Source organism: Pedococcus sp. P2_F6 (genome assembly GCF_056403675.1).
Genome location: NZ_JBFUEZ010000005.1, coordinates 86,725 through 102,267 on the forward strand (window position 1 = coordinate 86,725; position 15,543 = coordinate 102,267).

Here is a 15,543-nt window from a genome sequence, read left to right on the forward strand (position 1 = left end):
GAAGTTTGGTGGCCGTGCACCGCCACTCTATCTGCGCCGTGAGTGGGCCGCATGCCCGCACCTGCAGGCATGTCATGATCGGCCCATGCCCCAGGACGACGCCGGTATGCCGCTGTGCCCCACCCGGCGCCGCGTGCTCACCGTGGGGCTCGGCGCCATGGCGGCAGCCTCGCTGGCGGCCTGCGGCATCAGGCTCGAGGACGACGCGCCGAGCGTGCCACTCATCCCCACTCGGGCACCCATACCGAGCGAGGCGTTCCTGCTGGCCCTGTGGCGGCACAGCGACGACCTCGCCGCGCGGGCCACCTCCCTGGCCGGTCCGGCGACCGGAGTGCCCGCACGGCTGGCCGCCCTGCACCGCAGCCAGGTGTCGGTGCTCGAGGCGGAGCTGCTGAGGCTCGGGGTCCCGCGCAAGGTGCTGGACACCGCCGCCGTCGGCCCGTCGGCCACGTCAACCGCGACGGCCACGGCGTCCGGCACCTCGGAAAACCCCACCGGCTCGGCGAGCACGAGCACCGCCCCTGCGGTCCCGGGTCCCAGGGGTCTGGGCGCCGAGGAGGCCAGCGACCTGGGCCCGACGGCGATCGCCTCGCTGGCGAAGGTGCCTTCGCAGGCCGTCCCCCTGGTCGGAAGCGTGCTCGCCCAGCGGGCCGCCGCGGCGACCCTGTTGGGCGCGCCGGCGACGTGGCCCGAGACCAGCTGGTCGGCCCCCTCCCTGGCAGCCTCGTACCTCGAGAGCACCCGCGCCGCCGTGTACGCCTTCGAGGTCGTGGCCGCCCAGTCCCCGAGTGGGGCCCAGCACTCCCTGGCGCTGGCCACCCTCTCCGCCCTGGAGTCGCGCGCGCAGGACCAGGAGTCCCTCGCCGGCGCCTCCGCCGGGCCGCCTGCCCTGGGCTATCCGCTGCCCTTCCCCGTGACGACGACCGCGACCGCACGCAGGCTGGCCGGGCAGGTGCTCACCCAGCTGCGGGCGTCCGTCGCCAGGGACCTGGGGTCCACCGGAGGCGACCTCGGTCCCCTCGGCGCGCTCGTCCAGTGGCTCGCCGACACCGAGGTCCTGGCGTCGCAGTGGGGGGTCCGGCTGTCGGCCTTCCCCGGCCTCACGTGACGCGTCCGGAGGACGTGGCACCGCTGGTCCCCGAGCAGTTCCGTGCCTCCGTCCACCGCTTCTCCGAGCAGGACGGTGCGGTGGGCGGCCCGTCGGGTGCCGACTGGTCCGCCCGGCTGCCGCGGCTGCTCGCGGAGGTCCTCGACGACTGGGGCTTGGAACCGCTGGGCGTCGGTGCGACCGGGTGGACAGCCGTCGTCGTGCCGGTCCGTCGCGACGGCGAACGGCTGGCCCTGAAGCTGGTGTGGCCCCACGTGGAGTCGCGCGACGAGCCGCTCGTGCTGCGGCACTGGGACGGCCGGGGGGCCGTGCGACTGGTGGCGGCAGACCCGGGCAGGAGCGCCCTCCTGCTGGAAGCCCTCGACCCCGACCGCGACCTGCGCTCGGTGGACGTCGACCAGGCCTGCCAGACCGTCGGGGAGCTGCTCCGCCAGCTGCACGTTCCGGCCCCGGCGGGGCTTCGGCGCCTGTCGACCTTCGCCCGCGAGCAGCTCTCACGGCTGGAGTCCGCAGAGGGAGCCCTCCCGCGTCGCATGCTGGAGCGGACGGCGTCGCTGGTCCGCGACCTCACCGCGGACCCGGCGTGCGACGCGACCCTGGTGCACACCGACCTGCACTACGAGAACGTGCTGGCGAGCCTGCCCGAGTCGGGTCGCCCGGATTGGCTGGCCATCGACCCGCACGCCATGGCCGGACACCCCGGCTTCGAGATCCAGCCCCTGCTGCGCAACCGCACCGACGAGCTCGGCAACGGGTCGGCCTTCCGCTACCTGGTGCGGCGCCGGCTCGAGATCTGTTGCGAGGCAGCCGGGATCGACGAGGACCAGGCCCTCGCGTGGACCTATGTCCACACGGCGATGGAGGCAGGTTGGGCGGCCGGGGACGGCGACCGCGACGCGGTGTCCTTCAACGTCGCCCTGCTCAAGGCCCTCGACGGCTGACCCCGCTCAGCGCGCTCACTGCCAGCGGTACTCCACCTCGGGGCGCCCGGCACCGGCATACCTCTGGGTGCGCACGGCGAGGCGGTTGTCGCAGAGGTGCTCGGCATAGCGGCGGGCGGTCACGCGACTGACCCCGATGGCCTCGGCGAGCTCGGTCGCGGACAGTCCCTCTCCGGTGTCCCGCAGCGCGCGGGTGACGCGCGCCAGCAGGTCCTCGCTCATCCCCTTCGGCAGCGCGGTGGGGCTGCTGGTGCGCACCCCGGCGAAGACCTCGTCGACCTCCGCCTGGGTGGACAGGTGCTGGGTGTGGCCGAGCTGGGTCCGATAGGCGCGGTAGGCCTCGAGGCGGTCGCGCAGGGTCGCGAAGACGAACGGTTTGAGGAGGTACTGCACGACGCCCAGGGACACCGCCGCGCGCACCACGTCGAGGTCGCGGGCGGAGGTCACCGCGATGACGTCGGCCTGGTGTCCCCCGGCGCGCATCGCCCGGATGACGTCGAGACCGTGCCGGTCGGGCAGGTTCATGTCGAGCAGCACGACGTCGACCGGCGTGGACTGCAGGGCGCGCAGCGCCTCGTGACTCGTGGCGGCTGTGGCCGCGACGACGAAGCCGGGGACCCGCCCCACGTAGGCCGCATGCGCCTCGAGGGCGACCGGCTCGTCCTCGACGACGAGGACCGTGAGGACAGCGGGCTGGGCTGGGTCGGCGGGCAGGTCGTCGTCAGGCACGGGTCTTCGCCTCCAGCGGCAGGCGCACCGTGAAGCGGGCCCCCGGCGGCCCCGACACCTCCAGCACCCCGTCGAGGCGCGCCACCGACTGCGCCACGAGGGCCAGCCCGATCCCGCGGCGACCCGCTCCCCCCTGCTCCTTGGTGGAGAACCCGCGGCGGAACGCCTCGTCGACGGCGTCCGGCGGCAGCCCCGGCCCGGAGTCCGCGACGCTGAGCACGACCCGGCCGGCCTCGATCCGCGAGCTCACCTCGACCTGGCGTTCGCCGGACTCCGAGGTGACGGCGTCGAAGGCGTTGTCGATGAGGTTGCCGACGATGGTCACGACGTCCCGCACCGGTGCGACGTCCTGTGGCCAGACCGCGTCGTCCGCGATCCGGAAGTCGATGCCGCGCTCCGCAGCCTGCGCTGCCTTGCCCAGCAGCAGCGCGGTCAGGGCAGGTTCACCCACCGACCCGACCACGCTGTCGGTGAGTCGCTGCGAGACCTGCAGCTCGTCGGTGGCGAAGGCCAGCGCGCGCTCGGGGTGGCCGAGCTCGATGAGCGACACGATGGCGTGCAGCCGGTTGGCCGACTCGTGGGCCTGCGAGCGCAGCGCCTCGGTGAGCCCGCGGGCCGAGTCGAGCTCGCCGGTGAGGTGCTCGAGGTCGGTGCGATCGCGCACCGTGGCGACGAACCCCAGTGCGCGGCCGTCCCACTGGGCGCGCGCCTTGTTGAGGACCAGCACCCTGGCCGAGGTGACGTGCAGCTCGTCCTCCCGCGGCTCGCCGTCGGTCAGCGCGGCCAGGAGCGGAGCGGACAGCCCCAGCTCGGCGACGGGGCGGCCACGTGCGTCGTCGGGCAACCCCAGCAGCCGGACCGCCTCGTCATTGGCGAGCCGGAGCCGTCCGTCGAGGTCGGTCAGCAGGAGTCCCTCGGTCACCGCGTGCAGCACCGCGTCGTAGTACTCGACCATCTCCCGCAGCTGCCGTTCGCCGAGGCCGTGGGTCTGGCGACGGATCCGGCGGCTGACGAGCGCGGTGCCGAAGCCGGACAGCAGGGCTGCTGCCAGTCCGGCGAGCAGCAGCGCCGGGAGCTGGCCGCGCAGCCGCTCGCTCACGGCTGCCTTGCGGATGCCGACCGCCACCAGCCCGACGACCGCCCCGTCGTCGGCCCGGACGGGCACCACGACCCGGCGGGACGGGCCGAGCGTCCCGGTGTAGTCCTCGACGACGGTGCCTCCGGCTCGGGCCGCCGCGATGTGACCGAGGAACTGGCCACCGATCTGCCGGGGGTCGGGATGGGTGTAGCGGATGCCGGTCGGGCTCATGATGACGACGAAGTCGGTGCGCGTCTCCCGACGCACGTCCTCGGCAAACGCCTGCAGCCCGGCTCCCGGCGCACCGGTGCGGACACCCGCGACGACGGACGGCGTGCTGGCAACCGTCTCGGCGACGGCGGTCGCCCGTGCGGTCGCCTCCTGCGTGCCGGCCCGCTGCGCCTGCGCGTAGGCCGCGAGGGTTCCCACGCCGACCACGAGCAGCGCGACGAGCACCTGCAGCGCGAAGGTCTGCGCCGCCACGCTCCACCGCGCCGGTGCGGTGAGCCACCGAGGTGCGCTCACCGGCAAACCGGGAACTCAATGAACACAAACGTGACCCTAGTCACTCGTGGGGCCACCCTCGTCCTTGTTCACCGCTCCCGGGCCGCGCCCGGGACCCGATCCCCTGGAGACCACCGTGAGCACCAGCGCCGACAGCGTCGTCGAACGCCCCGTACCGAAGCGGGACCGCACGCACTACCTCTACATCGCCGTCATCGTGGCGATGGTCCTCGGCATCATCGTCGGGTTCGTCAACCCCGAGTTCGGGATCAAGCTCAAGTGGCTGGGCACCGGCTTCGTGAGCCTCATCAAGATGATGATCACCCCGGTCATCTTCTGCACGATCGTGCTGGGCATCGGCTCCGTCCGCAGGGCCAGCCAGGTCGGCAAGGTCGGAGGTCTGGCGCTGGCCTACTTCGTCACGATGTCGACGTTCGCCCTCGCGATCGGCCTGCTGGTCGGCAACATCGTCAAGCCCGGCGCCGGCCTTCACCTCACGGACACGCTGGCCGCCGCCGGCCAGAAGCAGGTGGGTGAGGCCCACACGACGACCACCGACTTCATCCTCGGCCTCATCCCTGACACCGTCGTCTCGTCGCTGACGTCGGGCTCGGTGCTCCAGGCCCTGCTGGTGGCACTGCTGGTGGGCTTCGCGCTGCAGAAGATGGGCCGCGCGGGAGAGCCGATCCTGGTCGGCATCAAGCACCTCGAGCGCCTCGTCTTCCGCCTGATGGCGATGATCATGTATGTCGCGCCGATCGGTGCGTTCGGAGCGATGGCCGCCGTGGTCGGCGCCACCGGCGTCGACGCGCTCAAGAGCCTGGCCCAGGTGATGGTCGCGTTCTACATCACGTGCGCGCTCTTCGTGTTCGTCGTCCTGGGGACGCTGCTCAAGCTGGCGACCGGGGTCAACGTCTTCGCCCTGCTGCGCTACCTCGCCCGCGAGTTCCTCCTGATCCTCTCGACGTCCTCGTCGGAGTCGGCCCTGCCGCGCCTCATCGCCAAGATGGAGCACGCGGGTGTGTCCCGGCCGGTCGTCGGGATCACGGTGCCGACGGGCTACTCCTTCAACCTCGACGGAACCGCGATCTACCTCACGATGGCGTCGCTGTTCATCGCCGACGCCATGGACAAGCCGTTCTCCATCGGCCAGCAGGTCTCGTTGCTGGTGTTCATGATCATCGCCTCCAAGGGTGCTGCAGGCGTGACCGGAGCGGGTCTGGCCACGCTGGCCGGCGGCCTCCAGTCGCACCGCCCCGACCTGGTCGACGGCGTCGGATTCATCGTCGGCATCGACCGGATGATGAGCGAGGCGCGGGCGCTGACCAACTTCGCCGGCAACTCGATCGCGACGGTGCTGATCGGGCACTGGGTCGGCGAGCTGGACCGACCTCGGCTCGACGCGGTGCTCGCCGGCGACCTGCCGTTCGACGAGTCGACGCTGATCGACGACCACGAGCCCGGTGGGCAGGCTGACCCCGTCCCCGACACCCACTCCGGTGCGAACTCCGGCACCCAGTCCGACCCACGGATGGCCGGCACTCCCGGCCACTGATGCGGGAGGTGCCGGGTCCTGCAGCCGCAGGACCCGSCACCGCTGGGCAGGGTGGGCGACGGTCAGGCAGGCTGGTCGGTCCCGTTGCCGGACACGGCGACGGCCACGAGCTCGTTGAAGCCGGCGCGGATGCCGTCGGCGATGACCTCGACGTCCGGGAAGCTGTCGAAGTCGGCCGTGATCCCGAAGCTGAAGGTGTCGAGGTAGGAGAAGATCCCGGTGGCCACCCGCACGCCGGCGAAGACCGGCACGTAGGGGTGCGACCCGATGAGCCGGTGGCCCAGGAGGTAGAGCGGGATCCGCGGACCCGGGACGTTGGTCGTGCCGGTCTGGGTGAGCTTGTTGGGCATCCGCGACATCGACCGTGCGCCGAGGGCGAGCAGGGTCGGGGCGGCGTAGTCGGCCAGCCCGACGATGGCCGCTGCGTCCACCGCGCCCATCCCCCGCTTGTTGCGGTCCATCTGCTCACGGATCAGGGTCAGCCGCCGGCTCGGGTCCTCCTCGCCGACCGGCAGGTCGACGACGACGCTGGTCACCTGGTTGTTGACCTGGCCGCGTCCTGACGCCTGGCGGGTCGACACCGGCACGAGCGATCGCACCACCATGTCGGGGACCAGCTCACCCCTGCCGACCAGCAGGTCGCGATGGCCGCGGGTGACCGCCGCGAGGATGACGTCGTTGACGGTGCCGCCGAGTGCGGTGCGAATGGTCTTGACCTCGGCCATCGTGGCCTCGGTCCAGACCCAGCGGCGGTTGGGGCCGAGGGGGCCGTTCATGCTCCTGGGAGTGAGCTGACCACGACCGGGAATCAGTTGCGCGATCTGTTGCGGGACAAGCTCTTTGGCCGCGACGCCGACACCGGCGAGCGCCAGGGGCACCTTGCCGAGGTCGGAGATGCTGGGCACACCGAGAGCCTGCAGGGGTTCTGTCACGAAGTCCCGCAAGGACCCCGCCGTGAGGGCCAGCAGGGACGGGGACGACGAGGGCGACCAGTCCGACGGCTCCCGACGCTGCGGCTCCGGCTCGACGTCGAAGATGACCTGCATGAGGTCGGTGCTGCCCTCGCCGTCGATCATGCAGTGGTGCGCCTTGGAGATGAGCGCCCACCGGTCGTCCGCGAGGCCCTCGACCAGCCACGCCTCCCACACCGGCTTGGTCATGTCGAGGCGCTGGGCGAACACGCGGCCGGCAAGGTTGCGCAGCTGCTCCGGTCCACCGGGCTTCGGCAGCGACGTGTGTCGCACGTGGTAGAGCAGCTGGAAGTGCGGGTCGTCGACCCAGACCGGGCGACCGAGCTGGAACGGCACGGTCTTGATGACCTGCCGGTAGCGCGGGACCAGGTCCATCTTGGCGGCGAGAAGTCGGACGAGGTCGCCGTAGGCGGGCGCGGGACCCTCCAGGACGGAGACCCCGCCCACGTGCATCGGCGTGTTCTCGCCCTCCATGTAGTAGAACATCGCGTCCATCGCGCTCATCCGGTCCACGACGGCTCCTCAGGCTGGGGTGAGGGTGATCGGGATGCCGTTGAGGGCGGCCGTTCCCGTGAGGGCGTCGACGAACAGGTCGTCGGCGAGGACGTTGCTGTTGACGCCGGCGTGCGACGCCGCGACCGCGGTACGGGCGCCTGGACTGGAGTGCCCCCAGCCGTGCGGGATGCTGACGACGCCCGGCCGCACCGAGTCGGTGACCTCCACCGGCACGGTGATCGACCCGGCCCGCGAGCGGACGACCGCGTCACCGCCGTCGCGCAGCCCGATCCGCGCCGCGTCCTCGGGGTGGACGTGGGCGGTGCAGGTGTTGGCCCCCCGCACCAGGGGGGCCAGGTTGTGCATCCACGAGTTGTTGGAGCTGAGCTGACGCCGCCCGATGAGGACCATGCCGCCGGTCGGAGCCGTCTCCAGCACGGCGACCAGACGTGCCACGTCGTCGGTGATGGCCGTCGGTGTCAGCTCGATGGTGCGGCTGGCGGTGCGCAACACCTCAGGGATGCGAGGTGCGAGAGGTCCGAGGTCGCGTCCGTGCGGTGCGGCTTCGAGGTCAGCGAGGGTCAGGTCGTAGGGGCCGCCGCGAAGCATGAGGTCGAGCAGCCGCGCAGGTCCGCGCCGCGGCTCGCTCACGGCCGGGTCGAGCTGGTAGCGGGCCGCTGTTTGCGCGGCCAGGAGGTCGTCGAGCGCCTCGACGTCGGTCTTGGGCCCCTGTCCGGCCGCGATTCCAGCCAGACGCAGGAGGGTCTGCCACTCCTGGGGCAGGTCGGTCTCGATGGCGGCCGGACTCCAGTTCGCCATGTTGCGCACGGACAGCTGGGTGAAGGTCAGGTCGAAGTGGTCGCGGGCGAGCGGGGACGGCCCCGGCAGGATGACGTCGGCGTGCTCACTCGTCTCGTTGAGGTAGACGTCCAGCGACACCATGAGGTCGAGGGTCTGCACCGCCGCACGGAGCCGCTCGGCGTTGGGGGTGCTGAGGCAGGGGTTGCCTCCGACGACCACCAGGGCACGCACCTGCCCCCACCCCGGCGTGAGGATCTCCCCCGCCAGGGTCGCGACGGGCAGCTCCCCCATCACCTCCGGAAGGCCCCGCACCCGACTGGTCCACCGCCCGTGTCGCCATACCTTGCTCGGCGTATCGCCTTTCGCCGCAACGCTGTTCGTCTGTCCGGCCGGGGCGAGCGGGAACATCGCGCCGCCCGGTCGGTCGAGGTTGCCGGTGATGACGTTGAGCACGTCGACGAGCCAGCTGGCGAGGGTGCCGAACGCCTGCGTCGTCGTCCCGATCCGGCCGTAGACGGCTGCAGCCTCCGCAGCTGCGAGCTCCCGGGCCATCCGCTCGATCTCAGCGGCCGCGATGCCGGTGTGCTCGGCGACCGCGTCCGGCGTGAACGGGGCGGCGAGCCCCGTCAGTGCATCGAGCCCGGTCACGTGGTCGGCGAGGTGGCGCAGGTCGGCAAGGCCCTCACGCAGGATGACGTTGACCAACCCGAAGAGCAGGAGGGCGTCGGCGCCCGGCCTGATGGCGTGGTGCTCGTCAGCCAGCTCGGCGGTGCGGGTCCGTCGCGGGTCGACGACGACGACCTTGCCGCCACGGTCGCGGATCGCCTTCAGCCGTCCGCGGGCATCCGGCACGGTCATCAGCGACCCGTTGGACACCAAGGGGTTGGCGCCGAGCAGCAGCAGGTGCCGCGTGCGGTCGAGGTCCGGCACCGGGATGGTCATGGGGTCGCCGAACAGGTAGCCGGACGAGTAGTGCTTCGGCAGCTGGTCAACGCTGCCGGCGGTGTAGATGTTGTGGGTGCCGACGGCGCGGTAGAACGCTCGGCCGTAGAGCGTCACCCCGAGGTTGTGCGAGGAGGGATTGCCCAGGTAGAACGCGACCGCGTCAGGGCCGTGCTCGGCGATGATCGGCACCAGCCGTCGGTCGATCTCCTCGAACGCCTCGTCCCAGCTCACGTCGTGCCACTGCCCGTCACGTTTCACGAGGGGACCGCGCAACCGGTCGGGATCCTCGTGGAGCGCCTTGAGCGAAGCGCCCTTGGGACAGATGAAGCCGTGCGAGAAGGCGTCGTCCGCGTCGCCGCGCACGGACGTGACCGTCTCACCGTCGAGCGTCACGGCCAGGCCACAGGTGGCCTCGCACAACGGACAGGTCAGGTATGCCGTGGTCATGGGCTCGGGGCGAAGCCGTGGTCTCCCAGCCAGGTCACCATCCGGTCCCTGACTGCGTCGGGCACCTCGAGCTGAGGGGTGTGCCCGACTCCGGGTAGGAACATCGTCTCCCAGGACGGGTTCGCGGCAGCGACGGCACGCGCGGCCGCGACGGGGACCAGCCGGTCCAGCTCGCCGTGCACCAGCAGGACGGGCCTGTCGATGCTGCGCATCACCGACCGGTACCGGCGCGGGTTCGCCAGCACCCTCATGAGAGACCGCGCGGCGCCGAGGAAGGCCGCCTCCTGGCCCGGCACACCCCGGCGATGTGCCGCGAGGACGACACCGGCGTCGACGACGTCCGGGTTGGCGCGACTCGGATCGGCGAAGCACAGGTTGACGACGCTCTGGACCCGTTGGCGGTCGCTGGCCCGCCGGGTCAGCAGCTCCAGGTAACGCTCACCGACGAACGGTGTGGCGTAGACCAGGAAGGTGGCGCTGACCGCTAGGTCCGGGCGTTGCCGCGGCACCGGGATGGACGGGTCGATGAGCACGAGCCCTTCGACCAGCTCGGGGTGGGCCGCCGCCATCAGCAGTGCGACCATCCCACCCATCGAGTTGCCGACGAGGACCGCGGGACGCCCCACGACCTCCCTGACGAACCGCGCCAGGAGGTCTGCGTTGGCCTGCACCGAGGTGGACCGGTGGGTCCCGGGCGTGAGTCCGAAACCCGCCTGGTCCACGGCATACACGTGGTGCCTCTGAGCCAGCGGCGGCGCGACCCCGACCCAGTTGAGGTGCGATCCGCCGAGGCCGTGCACCATGACGATCGGCACTCCCGCAGTGGAGTCGTCCGACTCGTCCGGCCCGCCGTAGTCCACCCAGTGCACCGGCCCGCCGAGGTCGGTGACCCACCCGGTCCCGCCCCAGGGCTCGGCGAGCTGGAGGCTCGCGGGCCGCGATGCCGTCTCTGTTGTCACCTGTTGCTCACCCTCAGAGGATCTCAACCTGAAGTCGGGATCGCCAGTGCCTCGCGCAACCGTTCGACCACGTCCAGCCTCCGTTGGGCCCGGACCTGTCCGTCCTCGGCGTCATCCGCCTCGTCCAGAAGGGATTCCAGGGCGCGACCGAGCTGGCTCGCCTCCCCGAACCCGAAGGTGCCTGCCGAACCCACCAGGGAGTGTGCTGCCCGGCGCGCGGTCAGCCGCGCGTCGTCGGCCGGGCCCCCGTCACCGAGGCGGTGAAGGGCGTCCGCGATGACCTCCACCCGCGCGAGGTTCGTGAGCCTGGCGCGGTCACGAAAGGATGCCATCGTCGGCAGCGCTGTCTCCGGATCGATGGGCTGGTCGGGGGGCATCAGGACCAGCCGAGAATCGTGGACAGCTCAGCCGGGAGCAGCATCGGGTCGAACGGCTTGCGCAGCACCCCGTTCACTGGCAGGGCCGCCAGGGCGGCGCGCTCGGCGGCCAGGACACTGGCCGTGAGCAGCACGATGGGTATGCCGGCCGTGGCGGGATCAGCCCGCAGGGCCACCACCGCCGTGGGACCGTCCATGCGCGGCATCATCACGTCCATGACGATCGCGTCCGGCTGTTCGCTGCGAGCGCGGTCCAGCGCCTCCTGGCCGTCGGCTGCGGTGATGACGAGCCAGCCGCCGACCACCTCCAGGCTCATCTGCGCCACCTCGAGGATGAGCTCGTCGTCGTCGACGACCAGCACTCGGCGGGCAACGCCTTCCTGAGAACCGTGCGCGGCCCCGTTCACCTGCAGGGCTGCTGGGATGGGAGTGGTTTTGCGGCCATTTGGCCAGTGTGCAGCACCTTCACCCCCTGCGCACACTCGACCGGCTGGCGCACACACTGCGCGTTGGCCGCGAACCGGTGCCGCAGGGTCAGATAGAGGGCACACTGTGCGCATGAGGACAAAAGCACCAGCGAGCGACCAGCGCACTCGATGAGCGACGCCGGGGGTGTTGCCGCGGGACCGACAGGGGTGGGGGCCCGACGGGTTCTCGTCGTCGACGACGACGAGCTCATCCTCGAGGTGGCCCAGATGTGCTTGGAAGCGGTGGGAGGCTGGCAGGTGACCACGGCCAGCAGCGGCCAGGAGGGGCTGGACCGGGCGGTTTCGGAACGACCCGATGCCATCGTCATGGACGTGATGATGCCCGGCATGGACGGCCCCACGACTGCTGTGGCGTTGCGCGAGAACCCGGTGACGGCCGGCATACCCATAGTCCTGCTCACGGCGAAAGCCCAGGGAAAGGGGCAGCCGGACCTGTCCGCACTGCCGGTGGTCGGCGTCCTGAGCAAGCCGTTCGACCCGATGCTCCTGCCGGGAACCTTGGCCTCGATGCTGGGCTGGTCGTGACGACCGCCACCGCCGACGCGCAGCGAGGTCCCGCGTGGGCGCGCCGGCTCCGGTCGGGCGACCCGCTCGGCGGCCTGCCGCTGGGCCGCGCCCTGCTCGTGGCGGCGGTGGTCGCGATCATCCTCCCGCTGCTCGTGGTCACCACTGCCCTGACCGGCTTTGCGGCTGTTGAGCGCGCCCACGCCAAGGCCACCGACCTGCACACGGCCCAGCAGTACCAGCAGGATGCCAACCTGATGTACGCCACCCTCCACGGCGACGTGCTCGAGTCGCTCGAGGCCTTCGGGGGCAACAACGAGACCGGCGCCGAGCTCGCCGCCCGCACCCGGACCCACGTCGCCCGGCTCGAGAACGACCTGCGCAGGCTGGCCGCGTCGACACTGGACAGCACGCTCGCCCCGGACGTCCGCGCCCTGGACACGAGGCTGAGGGCCTACGGCGCCGAGGCGGTCCGGCTGACCGATCTGGCCACCACGTCACCGAGCCGGGCTCGTGAGGAGCACGCCGCCTTCGACGACGCCTTCGACGAGCTGGGGGGGCCACAGTCGACGTTGACGGCCGCCTTGGCCCGTGAGGCCGGCACGGCAAACACGGCAGCCGACCGTCGGCAGGAGACGGCGATCCGCTGGACGGCCCTCGTCGCGGCCGCGACCTTGGGCGCGATGTTGCTGCTTGCCTTCGCGCTGTACCGCCTCGGTGTCGGGAACGAGGCCCTCTTGCGCCGCGTGGAGGAGAACGCCGAACAGCTGGCCTTCAGCAACGACGAGCTCCAGGACGCCCAACAGCTCGCTCACATCGGCAGCTGGCAGTGGGACCTCGCGAGCGGGCAGACCCAGTGGAGCGCCGAGTTCTACCGCATCCTCGGCATCCACCCGGACACCGAGGGCGATCACGCCGACCTGTTCACCGCCCGCGTCCACCCTGAGGATGCCGCCGACGTCGTCCGGGCCCAGGAGGAAGCAGCCACCGCGCAGCGGGATATCCACTCGGAGTACCGCATCGTGCGCCCCGACGGCACCGTCCGCGACGTCCGGGCGATGGGGCGGGCGGTGCGCGACGACTCCGGCACCATCGTTCGCCTGGTCGGCACGGTGCAGGACGTCACCGAGCAGCGCGTGGTCCAGCGGATGAAGGACGAGTTCGTCGGCGTCATCAGCCACGAGCTGCGCACTCCCCTGACGTCCATCCGCGGCGCGCTCGGCCTGATGGCCGGCGGCGCCGTGGGGACCCTGCCGCCCAAGGCGCAGCGGATGGCCGATGTCGCGCTGAACAGCTGCCAGCGCCTGGTCCGCCTGGTCAACGACATCCTCGACGTGGAGAAGCTGTCCGCCGGAAAGCTCGAGCTCGACCTGGAGCTGCTGTCCGTGGACGAGCTGGTCGCTGCGGCCCTCGAGGAGATGCGTGCGATGGCGCAGCAGGCGGGGGTGACGCTCAGCGCGAACCACAGCGACGCCTTCGTGCTCGCCGACCGGGACAGGATCGCCCAGACGCTGGCGAACCTGCTCAGCAACGCGGTGAAGTTCTCCCCCGAAGGTGGGGTGGTGACGGTCCACGCCGGGCCGGCGTCGCCCGAGGCCGGTGGTGACGACATGGTCCTGTTCACCGTGACCGACCAGGGCCCCGGGATCCCCGCCGACAAGCTCGAGACCATCTTCGACCGGTTCGCCCAGGTGGACGCCTCGGACACCCGCGCCAAGACCGGCACCGGTCTCGGCCTCCCCATCTGCCGCGGCATCGTCGAACAGCACGGCGGCCGGATCTGGGCGACCAGCACACCGGGGTCGGGCAGCACGCTGACGTTCATCCTGCCGGCCGCCCCGGCTCAGGTGCAGGACGAGCAGGCGGGACCCGGGCCGGTGGGCGCTGTCCTGATCTGCGACGACGACCCGGACATCGTGGAGGTCCTCGCCGCCATGCTCGAAGCCCACGGCTACTCCACCCTGACCGCCCGCACCGGCCAGCAGGCCCTGGAGCTTGCCACCGGCCAGGCACCCAGCCTGATCCTGATGGACCTGCGCATGCCGGGGATGTCGGGCTGGGAGACCATCGCCGCCCTCGGCGCGAACCCGGCAACCGCGCACATCCCGGTCGTCATCCTCAGCGCGCTGGCCCCGGACGACTACGCCGTCCCCACCGCATCCGCCTGGCTGACCAAACCCGTCGACCAGGGCGCCCTGATGAGCTCCTTGCGCAAGGCGCTGGGCACCGACGCCACCACCAGCGTCCTCGTCATCGAGGACGACGAGGACCTGGGCGAGGTCCTCAAGGGCTTCTTCACCGACCACGGGGTACACGCCCGCGTGGCCCACACCGGGATGCAGGCCCTGGCCATGAGCCGTGAGGTGGCACCTGACCTGCTCGTCCTCGACCTGGGGCTGCCCGACATCGACGGGTATGCCGTCGTCAGCGCCTTGCGCCGCGACGAACGGCTGCGGTCCCTGCCGATGGTCGTCTACACCGGCCGGGATCTCGACGAGAGTGACCGGCGCCGGCTGCGCCTGGGCGAGACCCGGTTCGTGACCAAGGCGGGAGAGTCGCCGGAGGACTTCGAACGGCAGGTCATCGGACTCCTGCGGACCATCACCGCACCCACCCCAGCCTGAATCCCCGACAGCGGAGCCATCCCGCGAGTCGTGGCAAGCCAACGCCCCTTTGACAAACCGTAGAAAGGGGGCGACCCTCAACACGAGCAACAGCGGGGAAGATTCGCGCGGGCAGCGCCCCCAACTGGTTCGGCCGTCCGCAGCATTTCCTTTCTGTTAGGGCGCCCACCGTGGCCACACGTCGCATCTCCATCCCTTCTGCCGCCTCCCTTCCCACTCACCGCAGCCGCCGGCTTCTGACCGTCGCCGGCGGGCTGGCCATCGCACTCGTGGTCGGCTTCGTGGGGACGCGACCCGCGGAAGCGGCCACCGCTCCCGTCGGGCTGGGCACTGCGGCCAGCTTCGCGGTGCTGGCCGGATCGACCATCACCAACACCGGAGCGTCCCGCATCAGTGGAAGCGCTGGCGTCAGTCCAGGCTCCGCAGCAGTGGGCTTTCCTCCCGGTCTGGTGTTCAACGGGACGATCCACCGCGCCGACGCGGTGGCGCGGCGGGCCAAGTCCGATCTCACCACCGCCTACAACGATGCCGCTGGGCGGAGTACCACGGCGACCGTACTTCCGGAGCTTGGCGGCAGGACACTGGTTCCCGGCGTGTACAGCGGGACCACGCTCGAAGTGACGGGCGCGCTCACCCTGAATGCCCAGGGCAACCCGAACGCCGTCTTCGTCTTCAAGTCGGCCAGCACCTTGGTGACCGCTTCCGGGAGCCGCATCCGGCTGATCAACGGCGCCAGCCCGTGCAACGTCTACTTCCAGGTGGGCAGCTCGACCACGCTGGGGTCGAACTCGGTCTTCGTCGGCACCGTGATGGCCCAGGCCTCGATCACGGCAGTCACCGGCGCCACCATTGCCGGTCGACTCCTGGCCCGCACCGGCGCGGTGACGCTGGACCGCAACACCATCACGCGGCCGGGCTGCGGGACTACGGCTGCATCCACCCCGTCGGGCGCCGGCACACCGGGAGTTGCAGGGGCTGCGGTCCCAGTGCGCTCAGGAGCCCGTTTCACCGGGTAGA

The 15,543-nt window shown here is 71.4% G+C and carries 13 protein-coding genes; 6 read left to right on the forward strand and 7 right to left on the reverse strand.

All coding sequences use genetic code 11. The annotated features are described in order from the left end of the window. The first annotated feature begins 85 nt into the window (after positions 1-85). Positions 86-1,108: a DUF4439 domain-containing protein gene (locus AC1DWP_RS15550; RefSeq protein WP_477615397.1), complete on the forward strand. Its 1,023-nt coding sequence runs from the start codon at positions 86-88 to the stop codon at positions 1,106-1,108. Further along, a complete protein-coding gene (locus AC1DWP_RS15555) occupies positions 1,105-2,049 on the forward strand; it encodes an aminoglycoside phosphotransferase family protein (protein WP_477615398.1) in 945 nt (314 codons plus the stop codon). The genes AC1DWP_RS15550 and AC1DWP_RS15555 overlap by 4 nt, the downstream gene beginning before the upstream one ends. Positions 2,050-2,064: 15 nt before the next feature. Here the strand turns inward: AC1DWP_RS15555 and AC1DWP_RS15560 are convergent, their stop codons facing one another. Both AC1DWP_RS15560 and AC1DWP_RS15565 read right to left on the reverse strand, forming a co-directional pair. After that, complete coding sequence (locus AC1DWP_RS15560) at positions 2,065-2,778, reverse strand: response regulator (protein ID WP_477615399.1); 714 nt, start codon at positions 2,776-2,778, stop codon at positions 2,065-2,067. Continuing rightward, a complete protein-coding gene (locus AC1DWP_RS15565) occupies positions 2,771-4,381 on the reverse strand; it encodes a sensor histidine kinase (RefSeq protein WP_477615400.1) in 1,611 nt (536 codons plus the stop codon). The genes AC1DWP_RS15560 and AC1DWP_RS15565 overlap by 8 nt, the downstream gene beginning before the upstream one ends. 115 nt (positions 4,382-4,496) lie before the next feature. On the opposite strand from AC1DWP_RS15565, the gene AC1DWP_RS15570 reads away from it, so the two are divergent. Next, positions 4,497-5,915 carry a cation:dicarboxylate symporter family transporter gene (locus AC1DWP_RS15570; protein WP_477615401.1) on the forward strand — a complete coding sequence of 473 codons (1,419 nt, stop codon included), beginning with the start codon at positions 4,497-4,499 and terminating at the stop codon, positions 5,913-5,915. Between the two features lie 62 nt (positions 5,916-5,977). Here the strand turns inward: AC1DWP_RS15570 and AC1DWP_RS15575 are convergent, their stop codons facing one another. From AC1DWP_RS15575 to AC1DWP_RS15595, 5 genes are read right to left on the reverse strand one after another with little or no spacing between them, the layout of a single operon-like run. Next, positions 5,978-7,390 carry a WS/DGAT/MGAT family O-acyltransferase gene (locus tag AC1DWP_RS15575; protein WP_477615607.1) on the reverse strand — a complete coding sequence of 471 codons (1,413 nt, stop codon included), beginning with the start codon at positions 7,388-7,390 and terminating at the stop codon, positions 5,978-5,980. An 18-nt stretch (positions 7,391-7,408) separates the two neighbouring features. Next, positions 7,409-9,574 carry a molybdopterin-dependent oxidoreductase gene (locus AC1DWP_RS15580; RefSeq protein WP_477615402.1) on the reverse strand — a complete coding sequence of 722 codons (2,166 nt, stop codon included), beginning with the start codon at positions 9,572-9,574 and terminating at the stop codon, positions 7,409-7,411. Then, entirely contained in the window at positions 9,571-10,533 is a 963-nt protein-coding gene (locus tag AC1DWP_RS15585) for an alpha/beta fold hydrolase (protein WP_477615403.1), read from the reverse strand. The genes AC1DWP_RS15580 and AC1DWP_RS15585 overlap by 4 nt, the downstream gene beginning before the upstream one ends. Before the next feature lie 23 nt (positions 10,534-10,556). Beyond that, a complete protein-coding gene (locus AC1DWP_RS15590) occupies positions 10,557-10,910 on the reverse strand; it encodes an Hpt domain-containing protein (protein WP_477615404.1) in 354 nt (117 codons plus the stop codon). Next, positions 10,910-11,317: a response regulator gene (locus AC1DWP_RS15595; RefSeq protein ID WP_477615405.1), complete on the reverse strand. Its 408-nt coding sequence runs from the start codon at positions 11,315-11,317 to the stop codon at positions 10,910-10,912. Before AC1DWP_RS15595 ends, AC1DWP_RS15590 begins: the two co-directional genes overlap by 1 nt. 189 nt (positions 11,318-11,506) lie before the next feature. Here AC1DWP_RS15595 and AC1DWP_RS15600 point away from each other — a divergent pair, with 189 nt between their 5' ends. The 3 genes from AC1DWP_RS15600 (at position 11,507) to AC1DWP_RS15610 (ending at position 15,542) form a co-directional block, all read left to right on the forward strand. After that, positions 11,507-11,923, forward strand: a complete 417-nt coding sequence (locus AC1DWP_RS15600) for a response regulator (protein ID WP_477615406.1) — start codon at positions 11,507-11,509, stop codon at positions 11,921-11,923. Further along, positions 11,920-14,526 (forward strand): hybrid sensor histidine kinase/response regulator, encoded by a 2,607-nt coding sequence (locus tag AC1DWP_RS15605; protein ID WP_477615407.1) that lies wholly within the window; start codon positions 11,920-11,922, stop codon positions 14,524-14,526. The genes AC1DWP_RS15600 and AC1DWP_RS15605 overlap by 4 nt, the downstream gene beginning before the upstream one ends. 170 nt (positions 14,527-14,696) lie before the next feature. Next, on the forward strand, positions 14,697-15,542 hold the full coding sequence (locus AC1DWP_RS15610) for an ice-binding family protein (RefSeq protein ID WP_477615408.1): 846 nt from the start codon (positions 14,697-14,699) through the stop codon (positions 15,540-15,542). Position 15,543: the final 1 nt, after the last annotated feature.